14 protein-coding genes and 1 riboswitch are annotated in these 14670 nt (G+C 69.4%); of the genes, 10 read left to right on the plus strand and 4 right to left on the minus strand.

The window, feature by feature from the left end; genetic code table 11:
* Positions 1–176 precede the first annotated feature (176 nt).
* The 3 genes from NE236_RS11040 to NE236_RS11050 form a co-directional block, all read right to left on the minus strand.
* Positions 177–1307 (minus strand): methyltransferase domain-containing protein, encoded by a 1131-nt coding sequence (locus NE236_RS11040; protein WP_252841794.1) that lies wholly within the window; start codon positions 1305–1307, stop codon positions 177–179.
* Between the two features lie 104 nt (positions 1308–1411).
* On the minus strand, positions 1412–1960 hold the full coding sequence (locus NE236_RS11045) for an ATP-binding protein (RefSeq protein WP_252841795.1): 549 nt from the start codon (positions 1958–1960) through the stop codon (positions 1412–1414).
* 37 nt (positions 1961–1997) lie between these two features.
* Positions 1998–2300: a hypothetical protein gene (locus tag NE236_RS11050; RefSeq protein WP_252841796.1), complete on the minus strand. Its 303-nt coding sequence runs from the start codon at positions 2298–2300 to the stop codon at positions 1998–2000.
* A gap of 247 nt (positions 2301–2547) precedes the next feature.
* On the opposite strand from NE236_RS11050, the gene NE236_RS11055 reads away from it, so the two are divergent.
* From NE236_RS11055 to NE236_RS11095, 10 genes are all read left to right on the plus strand, one after another.
* Entirely contained in the window at positions 2548–3429 is an 882-nt protein-coding gene (locus NE236_RS11055) for a helix-turn-helix domain-containing protein (RefSeq protein WP_252841797.1), read from the plus strand.
* Between the two features lie 18 nt (positions 3430–3447).
* Positions 3448–3591 (plus strand): DUF397 domain-containing protein, encoded by a 144-nt coding sequence (locus NE236_RS45030; protein WP_372494308.1) that lies wholly within the window; start codon positions 3448–3450, stop codon positions 3589–3591.
* 281 nt (positions 3592–3872) lie between these two features.
* Positions 3873–5300 carry a serine/threonine protein kinase gene (locus NE236_RS11060; protein ID WP_252841798.1) on the plus strand — a complete coding sequence of 476 codons (1428 nt, stop codon included), beginning with the start codon at positions 3873–3875 and terminating at the stop codon, positions 5298–5300.
* A gap of 242 nt (positions 5301–5542) precedes the next feature.
* The gene (locus NE236_RS11065) at positions 5543–5752 is read left to right on the plus strand and encodes a heavy-metal-associated domain-containing protein (protein ID WP_252841799.1); all 210 of its coding nucleotides are present in this window, start codon (positions 5543–5545) and stop codon (positions 5750–5752) included.
* A gap of 22 nt (positions 5753–5774) precedes the next feature.
* Complete coding sequence (locus tag NE236_RS11070; RefSeq protein ID WP_252841800.1) at positions 5775–6632, plus strand: DUF8832 domain-containing protein; 858 nt, start codon at positions 5775–5777, stop codon at positions 6630–6632.
* On the plus strand, positions 6632–8875 hold the full coding sequence (locus tag NE236_RS11075) for a heavy metal translocating P-type ATPase (RefSeq protein ID WP_252841801.1): 2244 nt from the start codon (positions 6632–6634) through the stop codon (positions 8873–8875). Before NE236_RS11070 ends, NE236_RS11075 begins: the two co-directional genes overlap by 1 nt.
* Before the next feature lie 13 nt (positions 8876–8888).
* Positions 8889–10070, plus strand: coding sequence for a permease (locus NE236_RS11080; RefSeq protein WP_252841802.1), 1182 nt, complete (start codon positions 8889–8891; stop codon positions 10068–10070).
* 29 nt (positions 10071–10099) lie between these two features.
* Positions 10100–10744 (plus strand): dihydrofolate reductase family protein, encoded by a 645-nt coding sequence (locus NE236_RS11085; protein WP_252841803.1) that lies wholly within the window; start codon positions 10100–10102, stop codon positions 10742–10744.
* A 238-nt stretch (positions 10745–10982) separates the two neighbouring features.
* Complete coding sequence (locus NE236_RS11090; protein ID WP_252841804.1) at positions 10983–12137, plus strand: AbrB family transcriptional regulator; 1155 nt, start codon at positions 10983–10985, stop codon at positions 12135–12137.
* 148 nt (positions 12138–12285) lie between these two features.
* Positions 12286–12423, plus strand: a riboswitch (cyclic di-AMP (ydaO/yuaA leader).
* 26 nt (positions 12424–12449) lie between these two features.
* Entirely contained in the window at positions 12450–13457 is a 1008-nt protein-coding gene (locus NE236_RS11095; RefSeq protein WP_252841805.1) for a C40 family peptidase, read from the plus strand.
* Between the two features lie 65 nt (positions 13458–13522).
* Here the strand turns inward: NE236_RS11095 and NE236_RS11100 are convergent, their stop codons facing one another.
* Positions 13523–14566 carry a LamG-like jellyroll fold domain-containing protein gene (locus tag NE236_RS11100; RefSeq protein WP_252841806.1) on the minus strand — a complete coding sequence of 348 codons (1044 nt, stop codon included), beginning with the start codon at positions 14564–14566 and terminating at the stop codon, positions 13523–13525.
* Positions 14567–14670 lie beyond the last annotated feature (104 nt).

The raw sequence follows: 14670 nt of genomic DNA on the forward strand, positions 1-14670 counted from the left end.
CGTCACGCCTTTCCGGTTCCTCGACACCCAGGACAGGGGCGCGTCTCTTTCTTGCCGTCGTTACAGATCTCCTGAGTCCCAGATCCTCTGCACATGGAGCAGGGGTTCTCCTTGCGGTGCTTGCCCATGGGAATCGCCTCTCCGGTAGCCGATCAGGTGATCAGGTGATCAGGTGATCAGGTGATCAGGTGATCAGGTGAATCAAGCCAGAACCGCTGGACTTCGCCGGCGGTGACAGTGATTCCGAGACGTTCGAGACTGGGACGTCCGGCGCGCAGCCAACCGACATAGGCCGCTTCGGTCTCATCCCACAACCGCCGTGGACCGTACTGTTCGACCTCGAAGTGTGCTGCGCCTGGTCTGTAATCGACGGCCGCCCACGATTCGGCGCGTAGGCCGCTTTCCAGAAGCCAGTGAACAATGAGACCTTCCGGATCGGGGGCCCAGCTCAGGACATCCACGTTCCGAAGGTGCGCGGACAGCCACACGCCGGCCGCTCCTCCGTTGACGGCGGCGATGGTCCGGGGGTCCAGCCGGGTCGTGGAGATCTCACCATCGAGGTCGCTTTCCCAGGGCCACTCCGTCCGGACGATTCGCTGCGCGCGCATGCGCATGTACCAGGCCTCTTGGACGAACCGGCCGACGGCGGTGCCGTCGTCGATGACATCGAGACGGGTGATGAGGCCGGTCCCGAATTCGGCGGCCAGGGGAACCACGATGGTGCCGCCTGGCCGGGTTTGTGCGATCCATGCGCCGGGAACCGACCGGACCCCACAGGTGGCGTGGACTCGATCGAAAGGGGCGCCGTCCGACCACCCGCCCGCACCGTCGCCGACGACCAGGCGGGGGGACAACCCGGCCCGATCGAGGTTGGCGGCGGCGATCCCGGCCAAGGTGGAGTCGACCTCGATCGATGTCACTTTGGCGTCGCCGAGTCGAGCGGCGAGCAGGCCCGCCGTCCATCCTGTGCCAGTACCGATCTCCAGCACCCGATGATGTGCGTGAAGGTCGAGAGCGTGTAGGCAGGCGAAGACGACGCTGGGCGCCGAACACGAGCAGGTGTACTCCGTCGTACGCTGAACGGCCTCCACGGTCAGTGGCGTGTCGCCGTCATTGATCTGCGTGACGATGGGTCTGTCGTCCGCCACTGCCGCCGCCCAGGCATGAGGATCGGCCCGCTTGTCGATCCATTGATCAGGGCTCGCCCAGGCGACCTCGGGAATGAAGAAGCGACGAGGCGCACGTTGCAATGCGGCCCGCCACTCATCATCGGGAGCAAAGGAAGCCAGCGCCTCGAAATCGTCCACACCGCGCGGACCTCCGTCATCCGGTCGAGGACCCCCCGGGCCGAGTGGTCCGGATGCGTCACGCCCGTCGGCTCGCATGTCCCGACGGTATCCCCGGACGGTGTTCATCGACCCGGTCTTTCGTCAGCCGGCCTCGGCTCCGCGGCGAAGACGGCTCGGATGACCTTGCCGTCGTGACTTGGCAGAACGCTCAGATCGCAGAGTTCCTCGGCGATCCACAGGCCGAACCGTCCGCCGCTTCCAGGACGCCCCCGGGCCGGGAGGTCCCGGCATGCGTCAGCGACCTGAACGACGAGCGCGTTCTCGTACGTGACGGTCAGTGTGACCGGCGGCAAGGCGTGGACCAGCGCATTGGTGACGAGTTCGGAGACCACGAGCGTCACGTCGTCGAGCAGGTCGGTACGCCCCCACGCTCGCAGCGCGTTGCTCACTAGTCCCCGTGCGGTCCGTACGGCCTCCGGATCGCCGTCAAGCCGGCACCACCGACGGCGGACCTGAGCCGCCGTCGGCCCATTCGGCAGTAGAGAGGCCGGGATCGCCCGCCGTACCGGGCGTTCAACGGTGGAGTCCGCTTGATGACGGCCTCGCGGGCGGCCTTGGGCGACGTCGAGTAGGACCTGACTCCAGTGCCGGAGCCGGACGGCTTTGAACATCGAACTCCCTCTCAGCAGGAGTGGTCGGCGGACCGGGTCAGCGAGCGCTCTCGCGCAGGACTGCAGCGATCCGGGCGGCGGCGAGGTCGAGGTTCTCTACGCATGCGATGCGTTCGCCCCAGCTCCACCAGAACCACCACAGTCCTGGCACGGTCGGGGCTGCGGTGATCTCCTCATTGAGGACGGGGGCGGCAGGGTTGATGACGCATATGTGCGGCCGACCGCTCTGCGAGAGGACGAGTTCTCCCTGCCATCCCATTGCGTCGATTCGGACGGCCAGGGCCTGGAGATAAGGCACCCCGCCGTCATGCGGCCTGTTCACCGTGTCGGTCCTGGTCATGGGCGTACCTCCGGTAATGCGCCGTTGCCGCGTTCAGGGACGGGGCGCGGCCGACACTTCATCGCCGAGGCGATGAGGACGAGCGCCCGACTGCCGGGATCGACTGAAACGATCACTGTTCGATCTCTACTGTTCGTGATGAGTTGACTACACAACGCTCAACTCTAGAGTGGAATTACAGATTGTCAATGGATTCTCACCTACAGTGGCGGCGGCCGCAGAGCTCGGCCAATTAAGGAGAAATGGGATGAGTCAGCACGATGAGGACCTCGTCAGCGCCACCGTCCGTAGATGGCAGCTCACCGAGTCGCTCAAGCAGCTCCGGGAGCAGGCAGGGATGACGATCGAGCAGGCAGTCAACGAACTCAGTCGGCAGCACGCCCGCTGGTCCCGGCCGAAGCTCTCCCGCATCGAGAACCGCCATCAAGGGGTCAAGCCGCGTGACGTCGAACAGCTCCTCGATCTCTACAAGGTCGACGAAAAGACCCGGAAGCAGCTCCTCGACCTCGCCCAGACCGCCAACGAACGCGGGTGGTGGCTCACGTACCGCCGCGACCTCCCCGAAGACTTTCACCCGCTTTTCACCTTGGAGATCGCCGCAACAGGCGTTCGCCAGTTCGAAACCCTTCTCATTCCTGGGCTGCTGCAGACTGGGGACTATGCCCGCGCAGTGGTCAGCGCGGTCACGCCGGACCTATCCGGGAACGAGATCGATCGCCGGGTTGCCGCTCGGCTGGCACGACAACAGATCTTGTCCAGGAACAACCCGCCGGAGCTGCACATCATCCTGGATCAGGGGATCCTTGAACGTCCTATCGGACAGCCCAAAACGATGCGGGGGCAGCTCCTCCGACTGGTCGAAGCCTCTGATACGCCGAACACCACGGTGCAGATCCTCACCAAAGACGTAGGTGCGACGGCCGGGTTGGAGGGCCCCTTCTCGATCCTCTCGCTGCCAGAACCGATTCCCGACGTTGGTTACACAGAAGGCGTCGGTGGGGCCGTGTACTTGGAAAGCGTCGAAGATGTCCGTCGCTGTACCCTCAGATTCGGCATGTTGATCGATCAGGCCCTGCCTCCCAACAAGTCCGTGGACCTGATCGCTTCTGCAGCGGGCCGGCTCGGCTAGTCATGGAGGGAGACGGGGATGCCCAGCGCATCGCCCAAGCGTACGGAGTGGCGAAAGAGCAGCTACTCCGGAGGAGGGGGTACCGGCGGCGGGAACTGTGTCCAAGTCGCCACCGTTAGGCGTTCAGCGCCGACACGGCCGGCCCCAATGCCGTTAACTTAGATTGATCTTTCCGGTAGGAGCCAGAAGGCGATCTGGGTTCGGGTCGGGAGGGGTTTCTTGGCGGGGTCGCGTTGGCGGGGAAGCCGCATCATGCTTGCGTCCTTGCGTCGAGGGTTTTCGTTGTTCTGGCGACGAAAACCCTCGGCGAAAACGGCGAGCGGTCTGGCTGACTGCCCGGAACGGGACGGTATGCCCAATCTGGTCGCCGGTCGGTAAAATCGCGGTGTTCCGCTTCCGGTGATCCGGCCGCATGTTCCGGGCGGAGCGGGAGGGCGGGGCCCATGTCCGACGTTGACGCGTTGCGGCCGGAAGACCCGGCAACCATCGGACGGTTCACCCTGATCGGTCGGCTCGGTGAGGGCGGCCAAGGGGTCGTCTTCCTCGGGGAGGACACCGACGGCCGGCGCGCGGCGGTGAAGGTGCTGCGCGCGCAGCCGGACGACACCGCTCAGCTGGGCCGCTTCGTCAAGGAGGTCCAGACGGCGCGGAGGGTCGAGGCGTTCTGCACGGCCGAGATCATTGAGGCCGATCTCAACGGCACCCCGCCGTACGTCGCGAGCGAGTGCATTCCCGGGCCTTCTCTGCAGCAGTTGGTCGCCGAGGAGGGTCCACGCGTCGGGACGGCGCTGCACCGGCTGGCGGTGGCGACCGCGACGGCGCTCGTCGCCATTCACGAGGCGGGCGTCGTCCACCGGGATTTCAAGCCGAGCAACGTCATGATGGGCCCCGACGGGGCGCGGGTGATCGACTTCGGCATCGCGCGGGCGCTGGACGCGGCGGGCACCCTCTCGGGTCAGATCGTCGGCACGCCCGCCTACATGGCGCCGGAACAGATCGCAGGCGCGCGGGCCGACGCGCCGATGGACGTCTTCGCGTGGGGCTGCGTGATCGTGTTCGCCGCGACCGGGCGGTCACCGTTCGGGCAGGACAGCGTGGTCCACGTGATGAGGCGCATCCTCCACGAGCCCCCGGACCTCGGGGACCTGGCGGAACCGCTGCGCGGAATCGTCATCGACTGCCTCGCGAAGGATCCGGCGGCCCGTCCGAGCGCGGACGAGGTCCTGCTCCGGCTCATCGGCCGCCGTACGCCGCGGACGCCCGCCGCGCCGAGCGTCGTCTCGGCTCCGTCGTGGCCGGTGGGCACACCGGCCCCGTACCCGCCGAGCCCCACGATGCCGCCGGATCGGCGACCACGGTCCCGGCGATCGGCGCTTGTGTACGGGATCCCGGCCGGTGCCGTCATCGTGGCGGCGGCCGTCGTCGTTCCGATCCTCGTGACCGCGTACCGGCACGGTCACGCGGCGGCCCGTACCCCCACGCCGTCGGCGTCCTCGTCGGCGCCCCTGCCGAGCGTGTTCCCGGTGTCCATGGCGGGAACATGGTCGGGCACCGTCAGCGAGTCCCCGGGCGGCAAGAGCAGCGTGCGGATCGCCATCACGGCGGGGGCGACCTCGGCGACCGCCGCCTACGGGGACTTTCGGTGCACCACGCAGCTCCGGGTGAGCAATGCCTGGGCGGCCCAGGCCGTGCCGAATCCGTCCACGGTCAACCTCGTCGAGAAGGTGACCCAGGGTGACTGTCCCGACGGCAGCAACGCCCAGTTGGTGCTGCAGGCCGCGGGGCAGATGTGGTTCAGCCTCACCGGCTACAAGGGAGACGCGAACCAGACGGTGTTCACGCGGACCGGCGTGATCACCAAGACCGGATGACCGGGTCTCCGGGTTAGGACTCCTCCGCGTCCGAGGGAGATCCCTCCGGCCTGCTGCGCGAGCTACTCGGCCCGCTGACGGCCTCCCCTGATCACTGATCCCGATCGCCCTGGCACCGACCACTTGATCGTCCGACCCCTTGCATATACCCCCTCCCCCTATGTTAAAGTCCATCTCATAAGTACCCCTAAGGGGTATGCGATAAGGTCGGTTGAAAGCCGCTCGACGAGAAGGAGAAAGCGATGACCAGCGCCGAGTACAAGGTCAAGGGCATGACGTGCGGCCACTGCGTCTCGGCCGTCACCGAAGAGGTCGGCGGCATCGAGGGCGTCACCGACGTCCGTGTCGACCTGGCCTCCGGTCTGGTCACCGTCGCCAGCACCGTCCCCCTCGACGACAAGGCGGTACGCGACGCGGTGGACGAGGCCGGTTACGAAGTCGTCGTTTCCTGACCCACGAAGGAGGGGTACGGCGATGAACACACCGGCCAAACTTGGCGTCTTCGGCCTCGGGCTGGCGGCGGTGTTCGGCGCGGCGCTCGGGGCGGGTCACCTGACCGGCCCCGTCGGGGCCGAGGAGAAGCCGCACGCCGCGCACGGCGACATGGACCACGGCGGTCACGAGAGCACGCTACCGGGCGGGCTGCTGGTCTCCGACCGTGGCTACACCCTCACCACCGTGCCCGACGCGACCGGCGCGTTCGCGTTCCGGATCACCGGGCCGAACGGACGGACGGTGACCGCGTTCGACACGCAGCACGACAAGCGGATGCACCTCATCGTCGTCCGCCGTGACCTGTCCGGTTTCCGGCATGTGCATCCGACGATGGCCGCCGACGGCACCTGGCGGGTCGCCTCGCCGCTGAGCGGGCCGGGCACCTACCGGGCGTTCGCCGATTTCAAGCCCACCGGGGCCGACCCGCTGACCCTTGGCGTCGACACCGCCGTCGCGGGCGACACCACACCGCGGCCGCTGCCCACACCGGCCGCGACCGCCACCGTCGACGGCTACACCGTCACCCTGCGCGGTTCGCTCACGGCGGGCCGGGCGGGCCGGCTGGACCTGACGATCTCGCGGGACGGCCGGCCGGTCACCGACCTGCAGCCCTATCTCGCGGCGTACGGGCACCTCGTGGCCCTCCGCCAAGGCGACCTGGCCTACCTCCACGTCCACCCGGACGGCGAACCGGGCGACGGAAAGACCAGGCCCGGGCCGACCGTCACCTTCTACGCCGAGGCACCGTCCGCCGGCGCCTACCGTCTCTACCTGGACTTCCAGCACGACGGCACCGTCCACACCGCCGAGTTCACGGCCGAAGCGAAGGAGGGCTGATGAGCACCACCACGAGCGCGGCGCCCGATCGGGTCGAGCTGGAGATCGGCGGCATGACCTGCGCGTCCTGCGCGAACCGCATCGAGAAGCGCCTGAACAAGCTCGAAGGCGTGACCGCGACCGTCAACTACGCCACCGAGAAGGCCAGCGTCAGCTTCGCGCCCGGTGTCACCCCCGACGACCTGATCGCTCAGGTGGAGAAGGCCGGATACACCGCGAGCCTGCCCGCCCCTCCCGAGCCCGCCGGGGAGGAGGTTGCCGAGGACGCTCCCGTACGGGCCCTGCGCGACCGGCTGGTCGTCAGTGCCGTTCTGGCCGTCCCGGTGATCGTGCTGGCGATGGTCCCGGCGCTGCAGTTCCGGTACTGGCAGTGGGCGTCGCTGGCGCTGGCGGCGCCGGTGCTGGTGTGGGGCGCGCTGCCGTTCCACCGCGCGGCGTACAAGAACCTCAAGCTCGGCACCGCGACGATGGACACGCTCGTGTCCCTGGGCACGAGCGCGGCGTTCGGCTGGTCGCTGTACGCGCTGTTCTTCGGCACCGCCGGAGAGCCGGGCATGCGACACCCGTTCACCTTCACCATCGAGCGCGCCTCCGGAGCCGGGAACATCTACCTGGAGGTGGCCGCCGGGGTGACGGTGTTCATCCTGGCCGGGCGCTACTTCGAGGCGCGGGCGAAGCGGCGCGCCGGCGCCGCGCTGCGGGCGCTGCTGGAGATGGGCGCCAAGGACGTCGCCGTGCTGCGCGACGGGCGTGAGGAGCGCGTCCCGATCGAGCACCTGAAGGCCGGCGACCGGTTCGTCGTACGGCCCGGCGAGAAGATCGCCACCGACGGCGTCATCGTCGAGGGGAGCTCGGCGGTCGATGCGAGCATGCTGACCGGTGAGTCCGTGCCCGTCGAGGTCGGGGTCGGGGACACGGTCGTCGGCGCCACCGTCAACGCGGGCGGCCGGCTGACCGTCGAGGCCACCAAGATCGGCTCGGACACGCAGCTGGCGCAGATGGCCCGCCTGGTGGAGGAGGCGCAGAACGGCAAGGCGCAGGTGCAGCGCCTCGCCGACCGGATCTCCGGCATCTTCGTACCGATCGTGATCACCCTGGCGGTGGCCACCCTCGGGTTCTGGCTCGGCACCGGCGGGAGCGTCGCCGCGGCCTTCACCGCCGCCGTCGCGGTCCTCATCATCGCCTGCCCGTGCGCGCTCGGCCTGGCCACTCCGACCGCGCTGCTGGTCGGTACGGGACGCGGCGCCCAGCTCGGCATCCTCATCAAGGGCCCCGAAGTGCTGGAGTCCACCCGGAGGATCGACACGATCGTGCTGGACAAGACCGGCACCGTCACCACCGGGAAGATGACCCTGATCGACGTGGTCACCGCCGACGGCCAGGACCCCGACGAGGTGCTGCGGCTGGCCGGCGCGCTGGAGGACGCCTCCGAGCACCCCATCGCCCAAGCCGTCGCCAAGGGCGCCGTCCAGCGGGTCGGCGCGCTCCCCCGCACCGAGGACTTCGCGAACGTCGAGGGCCTCGGCGTCCAGGGCATCGTGGACGGCCACGCGGTCCTGGTCGGCCGTACGCGGCTGCTGGCCGAATGGTCCCAGCATCTGCCCGCCGAGCTCGAGCGCGCCAAGGCCGCCGCCGAGGCCGCCGGCAGGACGGCGGTCGCGGTCGGCTGGGACGGCGAGGCCCGCGCGGTCCTGGTCGTCGCCGACGCGATCAAGGACACCAGCGCCGAGGCCGTCACCCGGCTGCGCGCGCTCGGCCTGACGCCCGTGCTGCTGACCGGCGACAACGAGGCCGCGGCCCGCGCGGTCGCCGCCGAGGTCGGCATCGAGCAGGTGATCCCCGAGGTGCTGCCCGCCGACAAGGTCGACGTCGTCAAACGGCTGCAGGACGAGGGCAAGGTCGTCGCGATGGTCGGCGACGGCGTCAACGACGCGGCCGCCCTCGCCCAGGCCGACCTCGGCCTGGCCATGGGGACGGGCACCGACGTGGCGATCGAGGCCGCCGACCTCACCCTCGTACGTGGCGACCTGCGCGCCGCCGCCGACGCCATCCGCCTGTCCCGCCGGACGCTGGGCAACATCAAGGGCAACCTGTTCTGGGCGTTCGCCTACAACGTGGCCGGCCTGCCGCTGGCCGCCGCCGGCCTGCTCAACCCGATGCTGGCCGGCGCCGCGATGGCGTTCTCCAGCGTCTTCGTCGTCAGCAACAGCCTGCGGCTGCGCCGCTTCCAGGCCACCCGTTAACGGAGGAGGGGACATGGGCGCGATCGGTCACGCGCTGGCGATCGCCGGGTCGATGACCTGGGAGATCCTGTGGGCGCTGATCCTGGGGTTCCTCCTGTCCGCCGTGGTCCAGGCGGTGGTGCGACGATCGACGGTCATGCGGCTGCTCGGCGACGGACGGCCCCGTACGCTCGCGATCGCCGCCGGCCTCGGCGTCGCGTCGTCGTCCTGCTCGTACGCGGCGGTCGCGCTGGCGCGTTCGCTGTTCCGCAAGGGCGCGAGCTTCATCGCGGCGATGGCGTTCGAGGTCGCCTCGACCAACCTGGTGATCGAACTCGGCATCATCCTGGCGCTGCTCATGGGCTGGCGGTTCACCCTGGCCGAGTTCGTCGGCGGGCCGATCATGATCGTGATTCTGGCGGTGCTGTTCCGGCTGTTCCTGCGCGAGCGGCTGCTGCGCGAGGCGCGCGAGCGTGCCGAGCTCGGCATCGCGGGCTCGATGGAGGGTCACGCGGCGATGGACATGTCCGTCCAGCGGGAGGGGTCGTTCTGGCGGCGGCTCCTGTCCGGGGAGGGCTTCACCTCGGTCGCGCACGTGTTCGTCATGGAGTGGGCGGCGATCCTGCGCGACCTCGTCATCGGCCTGCTGATCGCCGGGGCCATCGCGGCCTGGGTGCCCGACTCGTTCTGGCAGCACTTCTTCCTCGTCGACCATCCGCTCGCGGCCAAGCTGTGGGGGCCGCTGGTCGGGCCGCTCGTGGCGGTGATCAGCTTCGTCTGTTCGATCGGCAACGTCCCGCTGGCGGCGGTCCTGTGGAACGGCGGCATCAGCTTCGGCGGCGTGGTCGCCTTCATCTTCGCCGATCTGATCATCCTGCCGATCATCGTGATCTACCGGAAGTACTACGGCACCCGGATGGCGCTGTTCGTCACCGGGACCTTCTACGCGGCGATGGTCCTCGCCGGCTATGTCGTCGAGCTGCTCTTCGGCACGCTGGGCCTCATGCCGACCAAGCGGCACGCGGTGGTGATGGACGCGGGCGTGTCCTGGAACTACACCACCTGGCTCAACATCGCGTTCCTCGTCCTCACCGCCGTCCTGTTGATCCGGTTCGTCCGGACGGGCGGGATCCCGATGCTGAAGATGATGGGCGGCTCCCCCGACGCCGAGCACGACCAGGGTGACCCCGACCAGGCGGGCCACCACCATCACTAATCACTACGCGGCAAGCAGGAGGACACGTCATGTCCCAGGTGAGAGTCCACAACTTCGCCGTCTCCCTCGACGGCTTCAGCACCGGTGACGGGCAGAGCCACGACGCGCCGTTCGGCCACGCCGGCGGACGGCTCCTCGAATGGTTCTTCCAGACGCGGACCTTCCGCCAGATGCACGGCGAGCCCGGCGGAGGCGCGGGGGCCGACGAGGCCTTCGCCCGCACCTGGGGGCCGGGGATCGGCGCGGAGATCATGGGACGGAACAAGTTCGGGCCGCAGCGCGGGCCGTGGGAGGACCACGAGTGGACGGGCTGGTGGGGACCGAACCCGCCGTTCCACACGCCGGTGTTCGTCCTGACCCACCACCCTCGCCCGTCCATCGAGATGGAGGGCGGCACGACCTTCCACTTCATCGACGCCACGCCGGAAGAGGCCCTGCGTCAGGCGAGGGAGGCCGCGGGCGGGCTGGACGTGCGCATCGGCGGCGGGCCGACCACGGTCCGGCAGTTCCTGGCCGCCGACCTGATCGACCACCTGCACATCACGATCGCCCCCATCGTCCTCGGCCGCGGCGAGCGGCTGTGGGACGGCCTCGAGGGACTCGAGGAGCGGTTCGAGATCGAGTCGGTGACCACGCCGAGCGGGGTCACGCACATGACGTTCACGCGCCCCTGAGGCACCACCAGAACAGGCGAATTCCGAAATCAGGCCCTTACCACCCGAATATCGGTCATCGCGCCCGGCTTCATTCCCGGCTTTGGGTGGAGCGCCGTGTAAGCGACCCTCCGTTGGCCTAACACGACGGCTCCAGCGGCATTCATTGGGCATTGCATTCGCCCGCATAGCCATCAACGACCGCATCGGCGGACACAGTGAACGTGTGTCGTTGATGGGGAGGGTCCGCGCTCCCGGGATGGACGGTCGACCGGCCGTCCGGGTCCCGGCCTGGAGCTGGTGCGCCATCCTCACCGGCGCCTTCCTCGCCGGGGCGGCAGCGCACGTTGCCGGGGCACCGGCGCCGTACATGCTCGCCGGGCTGCTCCTGGGCGCGGCGCTCGCACTGTCGGGTCTGGTCACCAGCGTCCTCCCCCGCCGTTTGTACCGCGTGTCGCAGGCCCTCGCCGGGGTGATGATGGGCGGCTACATCCACCCGGCGGCGCTGCGCGCGGCCGCGCCGTCGCTGCTCCCGCTCACCGTCGTGACCGCCGCGACGATCCTGCTCAGCGTCGGCATCGCCCGGTTTCTCGAGCGCACCGGTCTCGACCGCCGGACGGCGACGCTGGCGACCGTCCCGGGCGGTGCGGCCGCCATGCTGGTGGCCTCGGACGAACTCGGGGCGGACACCCGGCTCGTCGCCCTCGCCCAGTACTCCCGGATGGCCATGGTCGCGGTGACCGCCCCGCTGGTCGTCCCGCTGCTCGGCCCCGGTTCGCCCGGCGGCCCGAGGGCCGGTGAACCGCACTCGCCGGTCAGCCCCCTGATGCTGCGCCTCGTCGACGGGGCCGACCAGACGGCCGGCCTCCTGGTGCTGTGCGCCGTGGCGGTCCTGGGCGGCCAGGTGGGGCGGCGCCTGTCGCTGCCGGCGCCGTTCGTGCTCGGCCCGATGCTGGTGACCGTCGTGGCGACGTTCTCCGGCGCGGCCCACGGGTTCCGGCCGACCGGGCTGCTCCAGACCCTCGTGTTCACCTGCATCGGGCTGGAGATCGGGCTGCGGTTCAGCCGGGACTCCCTCCGGTACGCGCGCCGGGTGTTGCCCTGGATCGTGGCCGGCACGGTCCTGGTCAGCGCCGTCTCGGCTCTGCTCGCGTGGCTGCTCGCCGGGCTGACGCGGCTGTCGTTCGCCGACGCCTATCTCGCGACGACACCCGGCGGGATCAACGCGGTTCTGGCGGCGTCGGTCGCGACCCACACCGACGTCGGGCTGATATCGAGCGTGCAGAGCCTGCGGCTGTTCGCCGTCGTCACCCTCGCGCCCGTGCTGATCCGCATCACGTTCGTAAGGAGCGGGCACCGTCCGGCCGCGGCGGGCCGAGACGAGACCTGCCGCTCCAGAGCCGAGCGACCCTGAGGAGATTCGGCTGATATACGGGGCCGAGCGCGGTAGGCGCGCAATGTACGCCTTCGATGCTGGAAAAGGTAAACGAAACATTGATTGGCAGACGGTGCCTGATCACCTCTAAACTACGGAATCCGGCTGCCCCCGGCTTCACAGGAAGCACAGCCGTCCGCCGAATCCCTCTGGGATCCGGGACCCCGCAGTTCGTCGAGGCGCGTCCGGAGCCGATGAGGTTCCGGCCGGGCGGCTCCGGCCCGAGCCCCGACCACTGACCCGGAAGGCGGCAAGGAGAGGAGTACGACTTCTGTGGCGCCCTCCAACCCGATGACCTCCACACGCGCCACCGGCCGCCTGCGGTTCCGGCGATCGCTCCGGATGTGCGCCGCGGCGTCACTCGCGATCGCCGTCTCGCTGACGACGGCAGGCACCGCCGAGGCGGTCCCGTCCAAACCCTCGGCCGCCGCCGCGAAGAAGGAGCTGGAAAAGCTCAGCACGAAAGTCGACAAGCTCGTCGACCAGTACAACAAGGCCAAGACCGAGCTCGACGCGGCCAAGAAGCGCCTCAAGGCGGTCAACGCGGAGGCGAAGTCCGAGAAGGCCCGGTACGCACAACTCCACACGCGCGTGGTGCAGCTCGCCGCCGACCAGTACAAGAGCGGCACGTCCGACCCGGCCACCGCCGTCCTGGCCTCCAAGAACCCGGACGCCGCCCTCGACCAGATGTCCACCTTCACCCACCTGGCCAACAACCGCGGGCAGGAGCTGACGGCGTTCCTCGCGTCGACGCAGCGGCTCCGGCGTGACCTCGCCGAGGTCCAGGGCACGGTGGCGGACGTCCAGCAGAAGGTCACGAAGCTCAAGGGCCAGAAGTCGGTCATCGAGAAGGCCATCGCCAAGCAGAAGGCGCTGGTGAAGAAGGCCGGCGAGTCCACGTCCTCGTCCGGCGGCAAGGTCGGCGGGTCGTACACCGGCCCGGCCTCCGGCTCCGCGCGCGCCGCCCTGAACTATGCCTATGCCCAGAAGGGCAAGCCATACGTCTTCGGCGGCACCGGCCCCGACGGCTACGACTGCTCCGGGCTGGTCATGATGTCCTGGCGGGCCGGCGGGGTGAGCCTGCCCCGCGTCGTCCCCGACCAGGCTTCGGCCACCCACTTTGTCGCACGCGGCGATCTGGAGCCCGGTGACATCGTCTTCTTCGACAGCTACGGCCACGACGGCCTGTACGTCGGCAACGGCATGTTCATCCACGCCCCGCGTACCGGGCGGGTCGTATCCGTCGACCCGATGGCCGGTTACTGGGACGCGCACTTCGTCCGAGGCGGCCGTCCCTGAGAACGCCACCGCGCGGTGAGCCGGGGAGGCACGGCTCACCGCGCGGTTCTGGCGGGGGAGGATGGTCAGTGGCGGCCCGACAGGGCCCGGCGGTACTGCTGCCAGACCTCCTTGTCGGTGACGGCCCGGTTCAGGAACATCAGGCCGTCCATCCGGCAGTTACAGGGGTTCCTCTCCTGGGTGTCCTGGGGGAAGCTTCCACCGATCTTGATGCCGCGTGGATCGGTCGCCGTGGTGGTGTGCGTGCCCGGCGTTCCGATCACCCAGGGATCGCCGGTGACCGTGTAGAAGCCGTCCAGCGGCTTGCCGTTCTTGTACAGCTTCATCGTGCCGTGGTCGTAGTCGAACGACGCGGCCAGGAACACCCACTTGCCGATCGGCAGGATGCTCTGCCAGTCCTCGTTCGCGGCGAACGTCTGGGACTTGCCGCCGTCGATGCGGCGGCCGAGGGCGACGACGCGCAGGGTCCCCGACACGTCGATCACCTCGAGCAGCGCCCGTACGTCATGGCCCTGCGAGTCGCCGCTGAGCAGGCCCGCCAGCCCCACCGCGTTGAAACGGTCATTGGGGTCGGCCGTCTCGGAGTTGAGGTTGGGGTTCGGGCCGGTCGTCTTGAACCAGCCCATGATCGAGGCTTCTTTGGTGGCGTTGAAGGCGTGCAGGGTCGGCACGCCCGTCGCCGAGTAGACGCCGGCCTTCCAGTCGTCGTTGCCCTTGACGGCCGGGTTGACCTGCTGGGTCTGGATCGCGTGCCCAGCGCCGGGGTAGGCGCTGTCCCGGACCCGCATCGCGGCCCCGCCGTTGATCAGGTCGATGGGCGTGCCGGACAGCCCCCGGTCGCGCTCCTGCGCGGGGTTGCCCCGGACGGGATGCTCGAAGTCGTAGTAGGCGACCAGGTTCGGCCGCAGGCTCGGCAGCACCTTCGCGTCGCCGTGGTGATGGCCGCGGGCCGGGGCCGCGGTCATGCCGGTGTCCGCCTGGGCGGCGCTCGCGGCCGCGCTCAGCGGCGCGCAGAGGACGACGGCCGTGACGGCCGCGGCGAGGCGCCGGGAGCGGACGGGCCGACGCCCGGCGACGGCCGGGCCCGCCTCATCACTGGGATTTCTCACAATTACCTCCACGTGCGTCTGGGGGTCCCGGCGGCCACCGCCAAGGGGCAGGTGGCCGCCGGGAGGCACTGGGGCCCGGGCCGCGTCCGCCGCCGGACCGGCAG

The organism is Actinoallomurus purpureus, assembly GCF_024055795.1.
Taxonomy (GTDB): Bacteria; Actinomycetota; Actinomycetes; order Streptosporangiales; family Streptosporangiaceae; genus Actinoallomurus; species Actinoallomurus purpureus.